This window comes from Hymenobacter negativus, assembly GCF_016056375.1.
Lineage (GTDB): Bacteria > Bacteroidota > Bacteroidia > Cytophagales > Hymenobacteraceae > Hymenobacter > Hymenobacter negativus_A.
This window is the reverse complement of record NZ_JAEDAE010000008.1, coordinates 225,160-237,821: the sequence shown is the minus strand read 5'-3', so window position 1 is coordinate 237,821 and position 12,662 is coordinate 225,160. Positions and strand designations below refer to the sequence as shown.

General features: G+C 59.7%; 13 protein-coding genes and 2 pseudogenes. 7 read left to right on the top strand and 8 right to left on the bottom strand.

Annotation, left to right across the window (positions count from 1 at the left end; all coding sequences use genetic code 11):
* Positions 1–25 precede the first annotated feature (25 nt).
* Positions 26–1,249: an NAD(P)-dependent oxidoreductase gene (locus tag I7X13_RS16870; protein WP_198076363.1), complete on the top strand. Its 1,224-nt coding sequence runs from the start codon at positions 26–28 to the stop codon at positions 1,247–1,249.
* Positions 1,250–1,362: 113 nt separating this feature from the next.
* On the opposite strand, the pseudogene I7X13_RS21575 reads toward I7X13_RS16870, so the two are convergent.
* The 3 genes and pseudogenes from I7X13_RS21575 to I7X13_RS16855 form a co-directional block, all read right to left on the bottom strand.
* Positions 1,363–1,527: pseudogene (locus tag I7X13_RS21575) on the bottom strand (CsbD family protein); the annotation flags it as partial.
* A 60-nt stretch (positions 1,528–1,587) separates the two neighbouring features.
* Positions 1,588–1,791: pseudogene (locus I7X13_RS21570) on the bottom strand (CsbD family protein); the annotation flags it as partial.
* Positions 1,792–1,948: 157 nt separating this feature from the next.
* Positions 1,949–2,734 carry a hypothetical protein gene (locus I7X13_RS16855; protein ID WP_198076362.1) on the bottom strand — a complete coding sequence of 262 codons (786 nt, stop codon included), beginning with the start codon at positions 2,732–2,734 and terminating at the stop codon, positions 1,949–1,951.
* 198 nt (positions 2,735–2,932) lie between these two features.
* Between I7X13_RS16855 and I7X13_RS16850 the strand changes: the two genes are divergently transcribed.
* The gene (locus tag I7X13_RS16850; RefSeq protein ID WP_198076361.1) at positions 2,933–4,492 is read left to right on the top strand and encodes a hypothetical protein; all 1,560 of its coding nucleotides are present in this window, start codon (positions 2,933–2,935) and stop codon (positions 4,490–4,492) included.
* A 70-nt stretch (positions 4,493–4,562) separates the two neighbouring features.
* Here the strand turns inward: I7X13_RS16850 and I7X13_RS16845 are convergent, their stop codons facing one another.
* Entirely contained in the window at positions 4,563–4,961 is a 399-nt protein-coding gene (locus I7X13_RS16845; RefSeq protein WP_198069866.1) for a hypothetical protein, read from the bottom strand.
* A 179-nt stretch (positions 4,962–5,140) separates the two neighbouring features.
* Between I7X13_RS16845 and I7X13_RS16840 the strand changes: the two genes are divergently transcribed.
* The 4 genes from I7X13_RS16840 to I7X13_RS16825 all read left to right on the top strand — a co-directional run bounded on the left by I7X13_RS16840 (position 5,141) and on the right by I7X13_RS16825 (position 8,165).
* Positions 5,141–5,542: a hypothetical protein gene (locus I7X13_RS16840; protein ID WP_198076360.1), complete on the top strand. Its 402-nt coding sequence runs from the start codon at positions 5,141–5,143 to the stop codon at positions 5,540–5,542.
* 123 nt (positions 5,543–5,665) lie between these two features.
* Positions 5,666–6,676 (top strand): hypothetical protein, encoded by a 1,011-nt coding sequence (locus I7X13_RS16835; RefSeq protein WP_198076359.1) that lies wholly within the window; start codon positions 5,666–5,668, stop codon positions 6,674–6,676.
* 115 nt (positions 6,677–6,791) lie between these two features.
* Positions 6,792–7,844, top strand: coding sequence for a DUF3089 domain-containing protein (locus I7X13_RS16830; RefSeq protein WP_198076358.1), 1,053 nt, complete (start codon positions 6,792–6,794; stop codon positions 7,842–7,844).
* Positions 7,845–7,856: 12 nt separating this feature from the next.
* Positions 7,857–8,165, top strand: a complete 309-nt coding sequence (locus I7X13_RS16825) for a hypothetical protein (protein ID WP_198076357.1) — start codon at positions 7,857–7,859, stop codon at positions 8,163–8,165.
* Between the two features lie 56 nt (positions 8,166–8,221).
* On the opposite strand, the gene tsf is transcribed toward I7X13_RS16825, so the two are convergent.
* From tsf to rplM, 4 genes are all read right to left on the bottom strand, one after another.
* The gene (gene tsf / locus I7X13_RS16820; protein WP_198076356.1) at positions 8,222–9,058 is read right to left on the bottom strand and encodes a translation elongation factor Ts; all 837 of its coding nucleotides are present in this window, start codon (positions 9,056–9,058) and stop codon (positions 8,222–8,224) included.
* Between the two features lie 192 nt (positions 9,059–9,250).
* Positions 9,251–10,018 carry a 30S ribosomal protein S2 gene (gene rpsB / locus I7X13_RS16815; RefSeq protein WP_198069872.1) on the bottom strand — a complete coding sequence of 256 codons (768 nt, stop codon included), beginning with the start codon at positions 10,016–10,018 and terminating at the stop codon, positions 9,251–9,253.
* A gap of 18 nt (positions 10,019–10,036) precedes the next feature.
* Positions 10,037–10,423: a 30S ribosomal protein S9 gene (rpsI, locus tag I7X13_RS16810; RefSeq protein ID WP_198069873.1), complete on the bottom strand. Its 387-nt coding sequence runs from the start codon at positions 10,421–10,423 to the stop codon at positions 10,037–10,039.
* A gap of 36 nt (positions 10,424–10,459) precedes the next feature.
* Positions 10,460–10,912 carry a 50S ribosomal protein L13 gene (gene rplM, locus I7X13_RS16805; RefSeq protein ID WP_198069874.1) on the bottom strand — a complete coding sequence of 151 codons (453 nt, stop codon included), beginning with the start codon at positions 10,910–10,912 and terminating at the stop codon, positions 10,460–10,462.
* A gap of 265 nt (positions 10,913–11,177) precedes the next feature.
* Between rplM and I7X13_RS16800 the strand changes: the two genes are divergently transcribed.
* Positions 11,178–12,644 carry a hypothetical protein gene (locus tag I7X13_RS16800; RefSeq protein WP_198076355.1) on the top strand — a complete coding sequence of 489 codons (1,467 nt, stop codon included), beginning with the start codon at positions 11,178–11,180 and terminating at the stop codon, positions 12,642–12,644.
* The last annotated feature ends 18 nt before the right edge of the window (positions 12,645–12,662 follow it).

Sequence of the window (12,662 nt, the reverse complement as noted above, 5' to 3'; positions counted from 1 at the left end):
CCTCTTCCAATTCCCACCCCATTCCATGTCCCTCACCATCGGCCTCATTCGCGAAGGCAAAACCCCGCCCGATAAGCGCGTGCCCCTCACCCCCAAGAAGTGTGTGGAGGCGCAGACCAGCTTTCCCGGCCTGCAAATCGTGGTGCAAAGCAGCCCCATTCGCAGCTACGCCGACCAGGAATACCGCGACCTGGGCCTGGAAGTGCGCGACGACGTGAGCGCCTGCGACGTGCTGATGGGCGTTAAGGAAGTGCCCGTCGACCAGCTCATTCCCAACAAAACCTACCTCTTCTTCTCGCACACCGTGAAGAAGCAGCCCGCCAACCGCAAGCTGCTGCAAGCTGTGCTCAAAAAGAACATTACCCTGATTGACTACGAGCTGCTGACCAACGAGCACGGCGAGCGCATCGTGGCGTTCGGGCGCTACGCCGGCATTGTAGGGGCCTACAATGGCCTGCTGACCTACGGCCGCAAGCACAACCTCTACGACCTGAAACCCGCTTGGCAGTGCGTGGACATGGACGACATGCAGGAGGAATTTTTCAAGGTGAAGAAGCTGCCGCCCATCAAAATGGCCGTGACGGGCTCGGGCCGCGTGGCCCAGGGCGCGCTCGAAGTGCTCGACCGGATGGGCATCCGCCGCGTGAGTGTGTACGACTACCTCTACCTCGATTTCAACGAGCCGGTGTACACGCAGCTGCGCAGCTCCGACTACAACCGCCGCCGCGACGGCCGCGTGTGGGATACCCAGAATTTCCACCAACACCCGGAAGAGTACGAGTCCACGTTCGGCAATTTCCTGCCCGTGACCGACCTGCTCATTGCCTGCGCCTACTGGCACCCAGCCGCGCCGCTGCTGTTCACCGAAGCCGACACGCGCCAACCCGATTTCCGCATCAACACCATCGCCGACGTGACCTGCGACGTGAACGGCTCGGTGCCCACCACCAAGCGCAGCAGCACCATCGCCGAGCCGGCTTTCGACTACAACCCCATTACCGGCGAGCTGGAGCCGGCCTATTCGCGCCCGGAAAACATCACCGAGATGGCCGTAGATAACCTGCCCTGTGAACTGCCCCGCAACGCCAGCCGCGATTTCGGCCGCCAGCTCATCGATAAAGTGCTGCCCCACCTGCTGGGCCCCGACGCCGAGGGCGTTATTGCCCGCGCCACCATCGCCAAAGCCGGCCAGCTCACAGAGCGGTACCAGTATTTGAGTGACTACGTGGCCGAAACGGCCAACGTGTAGTTCGGCTGTGATTCAAATAAAAAGCCCTTTCTGTCTCCAGAAAGGGCTTTTTGAGTCATGCAGTAGCGCTGGATTGTTTGGAAGCCGCGCTACTGCGTTGGGGAAAGAATGCCTTAGAACGTGCGCTGGAACCAGCCTTTGATGTCATCAATGGCGTGGCCTGTTTTCTCCTGCAGGCGGCCGAACCACTCATCCTGCTGGCCTTCGTTGTAGGTCAGGTCGTCGTCGGTGAGATTGCCCCACTTCTGCTTGGCCTGGCCTTTAATCTGGTTCCAGTCGCCACGAGCCCGGTATTCGGTGCCGGTGGTCGAAGCCGTGGCGTTGTCGGTCTTTTCGTTGAACCAGTTCTTGATGTTGTCGATGGTTTCACCGGTTTTCTCCTGCAGGCGGCCGAACCACTCGTCCTGTTTGCCTTCGTTATAAGTCAGGTCGTCGTCAGTCAGGTTGGACCACTTCTGTTTGGCTTCGCCTTTCAGTTGGTTCCAGTTGCCGCGAGCTTGCAGCTCGGTGTTGTCGTTAACGTTATTGCTGTTGAGGTCCATGAGTGAAAAGGGAAATTGGTTAGGAGGAAATAAGGGTGGGCTGTGGTGAAAGTGTTGAGCTTGTACGCAAGGCGTTTAGGCGCGTTGAGGCGGCGGGCCGAATGCCGGAATTTTATACTTTGCCCACAACTATGAGCGTGCAAGCAGAACGCATGAACTACCGATGCCGGGCATTGAACCCCAGCATTAGGCTGATGCGGGCGCCGCCGTTCCCCGGCACCACGGCCACGTTCACCGGAAAGTTGATGCCATTGGAGTGAAACGAAGTACCCATGGCCAGCACCAGATTGGTGCCCAGTGGCGTCAGGTTCGGCCCCACGCCGAACTCCAGGCCCTTGGCCCCGCGGATGCCCAGCAGCCCGCTGATGCTGGGGAGGAATTTGCCCTGCTCCAGCCCGCCCACCAGCGGCACAAATTCGGCCAGCCCACTCACCCCGTTGGGCATCCGAAACAGGCGGCTCTCGAACTGCCAGCCAAACTGCGTCAGAAAAGGGTTGAGGTCGGGCACGCTTTCGCGGGCTTTGTCCAGCACGCTGGCCGAGAGCACGGTAAAGCCAATGCGCGGGCCATCGAGCCGAATGGGCTCGTCCAAAATAGCATCGTCAGGCGATGCATTGCTGAGCGTGGGCACTTCGGCCGGAAAAGCCGCGCGCGCCGCCGCGGCCGATACGGGCACGCCGACTCCGGCAGCCGCTGCCGGGGCCGCGTTGAGCACTTCCTTGGTGCCGTTGGCGTAGCGAATCATGAACACGTCGGTGCGCCAGATGCTGATGAGCGGGCCGTCGGGGTTGTCGGCGCGACGGTATTTGACTTCGGCCGGGGTTATTTCAACCACCTTCACCGCAACTTCGTCGCCGTTGCGCTTGGTGAGAAAGTCCTGGGCGTGGGCCGGGCCGGCCAGCAGCACCAGCAGGGAAAACAAGAAGAGTAGGCGTGCAAACATGGCGCGAGGGGCTAAGGGTGAAAACATGGCTAAAGGTGGCGCATTTGCCAGCCGGTTTTCAACCGTATTTTGCACATTGTTAGACCTTGTATAATTGGGTTAATTGGATTCAAAATGCTGAACATTAGGTTTTAGTATTATTGAAAAAGGATATTAGCCCGAGCGCTGAATAATCGAAAAAGCCTGCCTGCCGCATCCATGGACGACCTGCGCACTACCCTGCTCACCCTCAGCCCTGACGACCGCCGCGATTTCGGCCGCTTCATTCAGCGGCAGCGCCGCAAAACCGTCGGCCGCCTCGATTCGCGCCTATACGAACTGCTGGTGCGGGCCAGGGAGCTGAAGACCGAGCAGCTCATTGCCCAGCTCTACCCCAACGAGCCCAACCCCGTGGCCTACTACGCGCTGCGCAAGCGCCTCATGCGCCACCTCACCGACTACCTGCTGCTGCGCCAGCGCCAACTCGATACCACGGCCGCCGCCACCGTGCGCGGCCACCTCACCCTGGCCCAATACCTCTTCGAGGCCGGTATTCCGCGCCTGGCCTGGGCCACCCTGCGCAAAGCCGAGAAGCTGGGCCGCGAAACCGAGCAGTACGAGCAGCTGAACGCCGTGTATAATCTGCAAATTCAGCACGCCGGGTCGCCCCACGCCGCGCCGCTCGACGACGTTCTGCCCCGCTACCGGGCCAACAAAAAAGCCGCCGACGAGGAAGAGCGCGCCAACATTGCCGACAGCCTGCTGCGCCAGCGCCTGCGCGAGTCGCGGGTGCGCGGCCGGGCCGCGGTGGCCGTTGATGCCATTTTGCAGCAGATTCTGGCTGAGTACGACTTGCAGGAAGCCTTTGCCCGCTCGCCCTCGCTGCTGAGCCGGCTCATGTCCATCACACGCAGTGCCATGCTGGTGCGGCGCGATTTCACGTCGTTTGCCATATTCATCGAGCGCTGCTATAACCTCATGGAGCGGCGCCACGGCTTTGCGCCGGCCCAGCGGGGACACCAGCTCAAGCTACTCTACATGCTGGCCCACGCCCTGTACCGCTCGCGCCGCTTTGCCGAGTCGGTGGCGTATCTGGAAAAAGGCACCGCCCTGATGAGCGCCGGAACGGGCCGGCAGTTCAGCGAGTTTGCGCCGCGCTTCACCTTCCTGCTGGCCGCCAACTACGCCTTTCTGCGCCGCAATGCCGAAAGCATTGGCCTGCTCGAAGCCACTTTGCGCGGCCCCAAAACCCTCACTACCGCCGACGACCTCACGGCCCGCTTCCAGCTCACGTTCCACTACTTCGCCGAAGGCAAGTTTGCCAAAGCCAACCAGGCCCTGCTCAGCCTGGCCCGCACCGACCATTGGCTGGAACAGCACCTGGGCCTGGAATGGCTGCTAAACCGCAACATCGGCGAAGTACTCATCCAAGTTGAGCTCGACAACGCCGAGCAGGCCCTGACCCGCTTGCGCGCCATCGAGCGCACCATCCGCGACCTGTTTCCCGCCGTGCCCGCCGATGCGGCCGCCGCCACCGAGGCCGCACCCGCCGGCGGCCCCTATCGCCCCGTGCTTACCTACCTCGGCCTAGTGCGCGAGCTCATCGAAAACCCCAACGCCGCGCACGACCACGATTTCGGCAACCGCGTGACCCACTTGCCCCCGTTCATTTCCGAGGAGCGCGAAGACCTTCAGGTTATTAGTTTTTACTCCTGGCTGCGCGCCCGCACCCTGGGCCGTCCGTACTACGACGTGCTCCTGGAAATAGCCAATGCCTGAGCGAAATGCATAAAAAAGCCCCGTACAATCTCTTGTGCGGGGCTTTTTAGGAAATTAAAACCGGCTGGAATTACTTCTTGGCGGCTTCTTTCATGTTCTCTTTGGTCTGCTGGGCCGATTTGGCGGCAGCGTCGCCCATGGCGTCCATTTTGGCACCGGCGGCATCCATTTTGGCGTCCATCTTGGCACCGGCGGCGTCCATTTTAGCGCCGGCTTTGTCGGCAGCGGCATCCATTTTGGCACCAGCTTCCTGCATGCCTTCTTTCATGTTGGCCGAAGCGTTGTCCACAGCAGCGCCAGCGGCGGCACCAGCTTCGGTAGCCGTGGTGGCGGTGCTATCGGTAACTACGGTAGCGGTGGTGCCTTCGGGCGTGGTGGTCGTGGTTTCGGTGGTTTTGGTTTGCTCGCAAGCGGTGGCGGTGAAGGCAACGGCGGCGGCTACGAAGAGGGCTTTAACGGAGATTTTCATGGTCGTTGAATTTGAGAGTGAGATTTGACGGTTAATCAACGGGGAGGAAAAAGGTAACCCATGCGCCGGCCGCGCGTGGCACGGCCTAACCGCCGCCCAAGCCTGCGTAAATCGCCCAGCTAACTTTTATCGGCCCGCAACAGTATAGCCCTCACGCATCTTTTTATTTTCGCATTCCCATGGATTCCACCGCCGCCACTCCGCAAACGCCCGCCACGCCCGCCGTGCCCATGGCCGTGAGCGACCAGCAAAATACTGCTCTGCTCGACGACACCCTCACGTTCCTAACGGCCAGCACACCCATTAACTCCGGCCCACAGGGCCTCACCGAAGTGGAGCGCTGGGCTGCCGTACTGGCTGCTTCCGACCGCCCCGGTCTGGCCAAAATCAAGCAGGAGCTCAGCCAGCTCAGCGACATGCTGTCGGACAGCAAAACGCCCGCCCACGACATCGCCGAAATCCTCGCCAGCCTGGGCGCCGAAACCGCCAAAGTAGCCGACGAGGCCGGCGGCGACTATGCTGCGCCGCTCACCAACCTGAGCAAGCAGCTCATCAAAGCGGGCAACACTCTCTCGAAGTAAACAGGCGGCATTCCGCCGTAACCATTGTTGCGCGAACTTTGTAGTTCGCGTCCCCGCGCTGCCCGGAAACTTCCGGCTGGCCGCGTGGCGACGCGAAACACCAAGTTCGCGCTACTGCTTTTTATGGCTCTATTATCTCCCTCCGACCTGCTGCCCTACGACCCGTTCGATGGCATGCGCTTCGGCCCCGAAACCTGCTTCCTCAGCGGCCAGCCCGTCGGGCCCGACGATACCGTGCCCGTCTTCGCCGAATGGCTACAGGCCCGCTATAACCTCGCCGAGCGCCCCATTCAACTCCTAGACCAGCGCACCGCTCTCATCAAAGACCTGCGCCTGCCTGCCGCCCCCGCCGCCCGCCAGCGCATCGCCGAGCTGGAGAGTAGGGTAGAAGCTGCCGCCGCGCAGGGTACCGCCGCTCTGCGCGCCCTCGGCGACGACACACTGTTTCTGTGGATGGGCAAAATGTTCTACGGCATCTTCATCACTGAGCTGCTGAACGAGTTCGAACCCCTGATAAAGCCTAAATACCCGCTGGCCGAAAACGCCGCGCTGGTGCGTCGCTTTCAAGCGTTTTTCCAGTTGCTACAAGGCCTGCGCGTGCCTACTGAATACGCCGATTTCGTGCCCGGCTCAGTCTTCGTATTAGAAGCCGACCCCACCGAAGATGTAACGCCTTTTGAGTATGACGACGACCTGAATACGCTCGTATTCAGCATCAAGCTCGATAAAACGGTGCTGGTTGCCTGCCTGGTCGATATTGGCCTCGTGGGCCAAGCCATGCGCAAAGTCTACGCCGACGCCCAGCGCCCCTTGCATCCGGTTCAGATTGCCGAGTTCAAAGCCCGCGTGTACTACGCCGCGCACCTGCTGCACGTCGTGCCCGACATCTACCCGCGCCACCCGCGCCCCGGCGACACCCAACTTGTGTTCGACGCCCTCATCGACGACGTGACCGGTGCCATCTTCAACCCCTGGGAAAACAGCGCCTACACCCAAACCCTGGCCGAAATGTGGCTGCGCTGGAACATCACCCTGGCCGATGTAGTAGCCAAGCCTGCTGAGCCGCTGACGCTGCTCTATAACGCCGACGGCACCCCGCGCGAGTTGAAGCATTGGCCGGTGGCTGTTCAGTAAAAAATTAAGGAACGTCCCGCTGAGTCTCCATGCCATCGTCCGGCTCCCCTCTCCTGTGGAGAGGGGACGGGGGTGAGGTTCCGGCGTCAGGCGGCGCCTTGTATGAAGTTGAAATATGCTCCGGTTACCCCCTTGCCTCCGCACCGCGCTGATTCTGCTGTTACTCCTGCCGTTGAACGGCTGCATCCGGCTGCTGCTCAAGCCGGGCCGGGATTTTGAGAAATACACCCCCCCGCCGGCCCCCGATTACGCCCAGGCCAGCAGTTGGGCCGCCCTGCCTACCAAAAAAGACTCGGCCGATGCCGTGCCGCGCCATTCCACCCTGCGCGACGAGCAGGCCACGGCCGCCGTTGATGTATTTTTCATCCACCCTACCACCTACTACTCGCCCCGGCACTGGAACGGCGACGTGCGCAAAAAGTGGCTGAACAAGTACACTGACCGCACCACCATCAAGCAGCAGGCCAGCGTGTTCAATGCCACCGGCCGCATCTACGCGCCGCGCTATCGCCAGGCCACGCTCTTCTCCTTCCTCGATAAGGAGCCGAACGGTGAGAAAGCCTTGGAATTGGCTTACTCTGACGTGCGCTCCGCCTTCCAGTACTACCTCGCGCACTTCAACCAGGGCCGCGCGTTCATCATCGCCAGTCACAGCCAGGGCACCGACCACGCCACGCGCCTGCTTCACGAATTCTTCGATAAGCCTACCCCGCTGCGCCGCCAGCTCGTGGCCGCCTACCTCATCGGTTTCCAGGTAAAGCCCAACGAATTCACCACCCTCAAGCCCTGCGCCGACTCGCTGGCCACCGACTGCTACGTCGCCTACAACACCTCCGATGCCGGCCACGAGTCATCCATGTTCCAGCCCAGCATCGCCGTCAACCCCCTCACCTGGACGCTCGATTCTACCCTCGCCCCGGCCAGCCTCAACCGCGGCGCTGTTAGCATCCGCTTCAAGCACGTCCACCCCAATTTCACCGACGCCCAGATTCATCACGGCCAGCTTTGGGTACATGCGCCGCGCTTCAAGGGATTTCCCCACTTCCCGCCCTCCGGTAAGAAGAAGCTGCGTTACTCCCGCCACATCGCCGACTATGCGCTGTTCTACATGAACATCCGCGAGAATTCTAAGGCGCGAGTGCGGGCGTGGCAGAAGTCAAAGGATTGAGTAGTTTGCGAAATGGATAATGAAGAGGCAGTTGCTAGTTTGAAGGCAGAAAATGAGAAGTTGCGAAATCAGCTGATAGAGCGCAATAAAGACCTTTATGAGGCTTTAAGTGCGTTATCAAGTATGTGGAATCAATACTGCCCGCCACCCTGGACTCATATGTTCATGAGTGCTGGTGAAGAAGCCGAAGAAGTGCTTCAGAAGTGGCAACTAATGCGAGCTGATGAAACCAGTATATATATAGACGGTATGGTCATAGATGACGACATTCCTGAAATTGTACTGAGTTTACTGCCTGGGCGCAATTCAGCGGATATATAAAAAGCCCCGCCGGCACAATGCCAGCGGGGCTTTCCCTTTTCAACTAAAAACGGCAATTAAGCGCCGATAGCCACGCGCTTGAAGTCCGTTACGGTCATGCCTTTCGACTTGCTGTCGAGCAGCTGAGCGATGGTCATCGAGCCGTCCTTTACGAACTCCTGGTTCAGCAGGGTCTGCTCTTTGTAGAACTTGTTCAGCTTGCCCTGGGCAATTTTCTCCAGCATTGCCTCGGGCTTGCCTTCGGCACGCGCCTGCTCTTTGCCGATTTCGATTTCGCGCTCCACCGTAGCCGAGTCCACACCGTCTTTGTCAACGGCAACAGGCTTCATGGCCACGATTTGCATGGCCACGTCGCGGCCCACGGCAGCAGCGTCGGCCGAGCCCACGTTCTTCAGGGCTACGAGCACGCCTTTTTTGCTGTCCGAGTGTATGTACGAAGCTACTTTCTCGCCGGTCAGGGTTACGTAGGTCAGGTCCAGCTTCTCGCCGATTTTGCCGGTCAGGTCGGTGATGTGCTCCTGAATGGTCAGGCCATCATCTTCTTTCACAGCCAGCAGCTCTTCTTTGGTAGTAGCGTTGGTGCGCACAGCAGCATCCAGGATGCGCTGCACCAGTTCGCGGAAGTTAGCCACTTTGGCTACCGACTCGGTTTCGCAGGCCAGGGCCACCAGCTTGCCGTTAGTGCCATCCTCGCTCACGGCCACGGTCACGAAGCCTTCCGAGGTTTCGTTCTCGGCGCGCTTGTCCGCGATTTTCTGACCGGCCTTGCGCAGAATGTCGCGCGCAGCTTCGAAGTCGCCATCGGCTTCGGTCAGGGCTTTTTTACAATCCATCATGCCGGCACCGGTCATGGTGCGGAGCTTGTTTACGTCTGCGGCGGTAATAGCGGCCATTGGAAGTAGGGGAGGGGTTGTAGAGACGCATATTTGCGTCTCCCGTTTGAACAATTAATTTGCAACAAGCGGCCGATTCCGTTCTGGCGCGAGACGCAAGTATGCGTCTCTACATCGGCCTGAAATCAAAAAGGGAACCTCCGGAGCCTAGACTACTCGAAGGTTCCCTTTTTTCAAAGAGCTAAGAAGGGACTATTCTTCGTCAGCAGCCGTTTTTTCGGCAATGGCAGCCTCGTCGGCTTCCTTGCGGTCGGCATCTTCTTTGTCAACTTTACGTTCCGACAGGCCGTCTTCGATGGCCTTGCCAATCACGCTCACGATGAGCTGAATCGACTTCGAGGCATCGTCGTTGGCGGGAATCGGGAACTGTACCAATTCGGGGTTCGAGTTCGTGTCGCAGATAGCGAAAACCGGGATGCCCAGTTTCTGCGCCTCTTTCACGGCGATGTGCTCGCGCTTCACGTCCACTACAAACAGAGCAGCGGGCAGACGGCCGAGGTCGGCGATACCACCGAGCACGCGGTCGAGCTTCTCGCGCTCGCGCTGCATCATCAGCTTCTCGCGCTTAGCCAGTGCGGCGTAAGCGGTGTTCTCTTTTACCATCTTGTCGATGGTGGCCATCTTCTTCAGGCTCTTGCGAACCGTGGCGAAGTTGGTGAGCATACCACCCAACCACCGGTCGGTTACGAAAGGCATTTTCAAACGCTCGGCTTCCGTCGTAACGATTTCCTGCGCCTGCTTTTTCGTGGCTACGAACATGATTTTGCGGCCACTCTTCGCGATGTTGCGAATAGCCTGGGCTGCGTAGTCAAGCGAAACCAGCGTCTTGTTGAGGTCAATGATGTGGATGCCGTTCTTCTCCATGAAGATGTACGGCGCCATTTTGGGGTCCCACTTGCGGGTGAGGTGACCAAAGTGGGCACCTGCGTCGAGCAGGTCCTTATAGGTAGTCTGGGCCATGATATATTTCCTCCTGGATTAGCGTTTCGAGAACTGGAACGAACGACGAGCCTTGCGCTTGCCGAATTTCTTGCGTTCCACCATGCGCGGGTCGCGGGTCATGAAGCCTTCCTTCTTGAGAGCAGGACGAACTTCTTCGTTGTCGCTAACCAGAGCCTTGGTGATAGCCAGACGGATAGCCTCGGCCTGAGCCGAAATGCCGCCGCCGCGCACGTTCACCTTGATGTCGTACTGGCCGACTTGCTCGAGGATTGCCAGGGGTTGGTTCACTACGTTCTCCAGCAACTCGTTGCTGAAGTACGATTTCATGTCCCGGTCATTGATAGTGATATTCCCTTGCCCGGCCTGCATGTAGATGCGGGCCACCGAGGTTTTTCTTCTACCAGAGGTGTTGGTAATTGCCATTAGTGGAAAAATTAAAAAAGCGTGAGCCGTTGTGGCTTACAGGTTGGTCAGTTCGATGGCCACGGGCTGCTGAGCTTCGTGGGGGTGCTCGGTACCGGCGTACACGTACAGGTTGCGGTACTGAGCGGCGCCGAGGCGGTTGTCTTGCAGCATGCCTTTCACAGCGTGCTCAATTACACGACGCGAGTCGCGGTTCATCTGCTCGCGCACGGTGCGACGCTTCTGGCCGCCGGGGTAGCCCGAGTGCGTGATGTAGACCTTCTCGGTCATTTTCTTGCCGGTCACGCGCAGCTTGTCGGCGTTGAGAACGATGACGTTGTCGCCGCAGTCGGAGTTGGGGGTGAACGAAGGCTTGTGCTTGCCACGCAGGATGTTGGCAATCTGGCTGGCAACGCGGCCCAGCGGGGCCACGCTGGCGTCTACGATAACCCAGCTCTTCTGGGCGTTGGCCTTATTGACGTGGGTCGTCTTGAAGCTCAGGTGGTCCATGAGTCGAAAAAAAGGTATGCTAAACTATTGAATAAGAGTACGGAGCCGCTAGGGCTTCGGGAAAAACGGACACAAAGGTACTGATTTATCGGGAAATAGGCAAACGTGGCGCAGTAGTTTTTCTAGGAAACCTTGTGGCAAGCCGTTCCACGGGAGTTGGAATTTATATTTATCGCTGCCAGGCCCGCGGCCAGCTGGGGAGTATGTAATGGAGTAAGCAGGGGCTCATTGCGCGCAGACGTACTTTTACGGTTTGCCATTACCTATGCTTTTCACTGTCGCTGTGCCGGTTTTCGCTGTTGCTACCCGCCGGGCCCGGCTGTTGTTGGCCGGACTATTCGCCTTGTCCCTCGTCGTTGCCTTTTTCACTAAAGGCACGCATGATTCCGGCGATAGCATCAATCATTACCTGTTTGCCCGCTACGCATTCGCACACCCACTCAATTTTCTGGATTCGTGGGCGAAGCCGCTGCTTACGTTGCTGGCGGCGGGCCCGGCGCAGGCCGGGTTCATGGGAATGAAAGCGTTTCAGTGCGTGGTGGTAGCCGCTTCGGCTTGGTGCGCTTTTCGCATCGCACAGGCCTTGCGCCTGCCCGTGCCGGAGTTGGCCATTTTGTTTGCTTACGCGGCCCCCGACTATTTCCTGATTCAGTTTTCCGGTCTCACCGAACCATTGTTTGGATTGGTGCTGGTGGGGGCGGTGTGGCTGGCCGTGGCCGGCCGGCCGGGTTGGTCGGCGGCGGCGGTGTCGTTTCTGCCATTTGCGCGCTCCGAGGGCTTTATTCTGATTGGCCTGTGGGTGGTGTACCTGGCGTGGCAGCGGCAATGGCGCAGCTTGCCGCTGGTACTGCTGGGCTATGTACTATATACAGCCATTGGGGCGGTGGCATTTGGCGAGCTGGGTTGGGTGTTTGGTCATAATCCCTACGGCACAATATCAGCCTACGGGCATGGCGAGTGGAGCCACTTTCTGCGCAACATCCCTAACCTGCTGGGCTGGGTGCTCACGGTTTTGTTTGGGCTGGGAGGTGCCCGTATGGTGCGCGACCTGGGCCAGCCGGCCCGGCGGCAGTCGCCATTATTTTCCGCCGAGCTGCTGCTGATATACGGTAGTATCACAGTCTTCGTGGCCGCGCATACCATCTTCTGGGCCATGGGCTTGTTCAACTCCGCGGGGCTGGCGCGGGTGCTGGCCGGCATTGCGCCCCTGGCCGCCGTGGTAGCCCTCAATGGCTTGGCGCTGCTCACGGAGTGGGCCCGCACCGAAACGGCCCGCCAGCGCATCCGGCTGGTGGCCACCGTGGCGGTAGTGGGCTGGCTATTTACCGGGGCCCGCAACGCCATTCGGCCCGCGCGCGATTTCAGCCGCGCGCCCGACCAGGAACTGGCCCAACGCGCGGCCGCCTGGCTGCACCAGGCGTATGCGGGGCAACCGCTGCCGCCCATCGCATTTGAGGCTCCCTACGTGGCCCCCGCACTCGGCGTCGACCCTTTCGATGCCGCCCGCTGCCCGCCTTTAACCAAGGACTGGCACCCTATTCTGGAGACGTTGCCGGTAAATTCCCTGGTGGTCTGGGACGATGTGTACGCGCAGACCGAAGCCCACATTCCGCTGGAAATGCTTCAACAGGACTCTGCGTTCCGCCTGCGTTGGCATGATGCCATCATTCGGGATGCCAGTCATCCTGACCGGGGAACTTGCCAACTAGCGGTTTTTGAGCGGATTAAATAGGCGCGCTGTTTAGGCCGT

Excerpts from the sequence above, each read along its gene's own strand:
- tsf (WP_198076356.1), bottom strand. The coding sequence starts at position 9,058 with ATGGCCGCTATTACCGCCGCAGACGTAAACAAGCTCCGCACCATGACC.
- I7X13_RS16855 (WP_198076362.1), bottom strand. The coding sequence starts at position 2,734 with ATGTTTGCACGCCTACTCTTCTTGTTTTCCCTGCTGGTGCTGCTGGCC.
- rplM (WP_198069874.1), bottom strand. The coding sequence starts at position 10,912 with ATGGACCACCTGAGCTTCAAGACGACCCACGTCAATAAGGCCAACGCC.
- I7X13_RS16830 (WP_198076358.1), top strand. The coding sequence starts at position 6,792 with ATGCTCCGGTTACCCCCTTGCCTCCGCACCGCGCTGATTCTGCTGTTA.
- I7X13_RS16800 (WP_198076355.1), top strand. The coding sequence starts at position 11,178 with ATGCTTTTCACTGTCGCTGTGCCGGTTTTCGCTGTTGCTACCCGCCGG.
- I7X13_RS16825 (WP_198076357.1), top strand. The coding sequence starts at position 7,857 with ATGGATAATGAAGAGGCAGTTGCTAGTTTGAAGGCAGAAAATGAGAAG.
- I7X13_RS16845 (WP_198069866.1), bottom strand. The coding sequence starts at position 4,961 with ATGAAAATCTCCGTTAAAGCCCTCTTCGTAGCCGCCGCCGTTGCCTTC.
- rpsI (WP_198069873.1), bottom strand. The coding sequence starts at position 10,423 with ATGGCAATTACCAACACCTCTGGTAGAAGAAAAACCTCGGTGGCCCGC.
- I7X13_RS16870 (WP_198076363.1), top strand. The coding sequence starts at position 26 with ATGTCCCTCACCATCGGCCTCATTCGCGAAGGCAAAACCCCGCCCGAT.
- rpsB (WP_198069872.1), bottom strand. The coding sequence starts at position 10,018 with ATGGCCCAGACTACCTATAAGGACCTGCTCGACGCAGGTGCCCACTTT.
- I7X13_RS16850 (WP_198076361.1), top strand. The coding sequence starts at position 2,933 with ATGGACGACCTGCGCACTACCCTGCTCACCCTCAGCCCTGACGACCGC.
- I7X13_RS16835 (WP_198076359.1), top strand. The coding sequence starts at position 5,666 with ATGGCTCTATTATCTCCCTCCGACCTGCTGCCCTACGACCCGTTCGAT.
- I7X13_RS16840 (WP_198076360.1), top strand. The coding sequence starts at position 5,141 with ATGGATTCCACCGCCGCCACTCCGCAAACGCCCGCCACGCCCGCCGTG.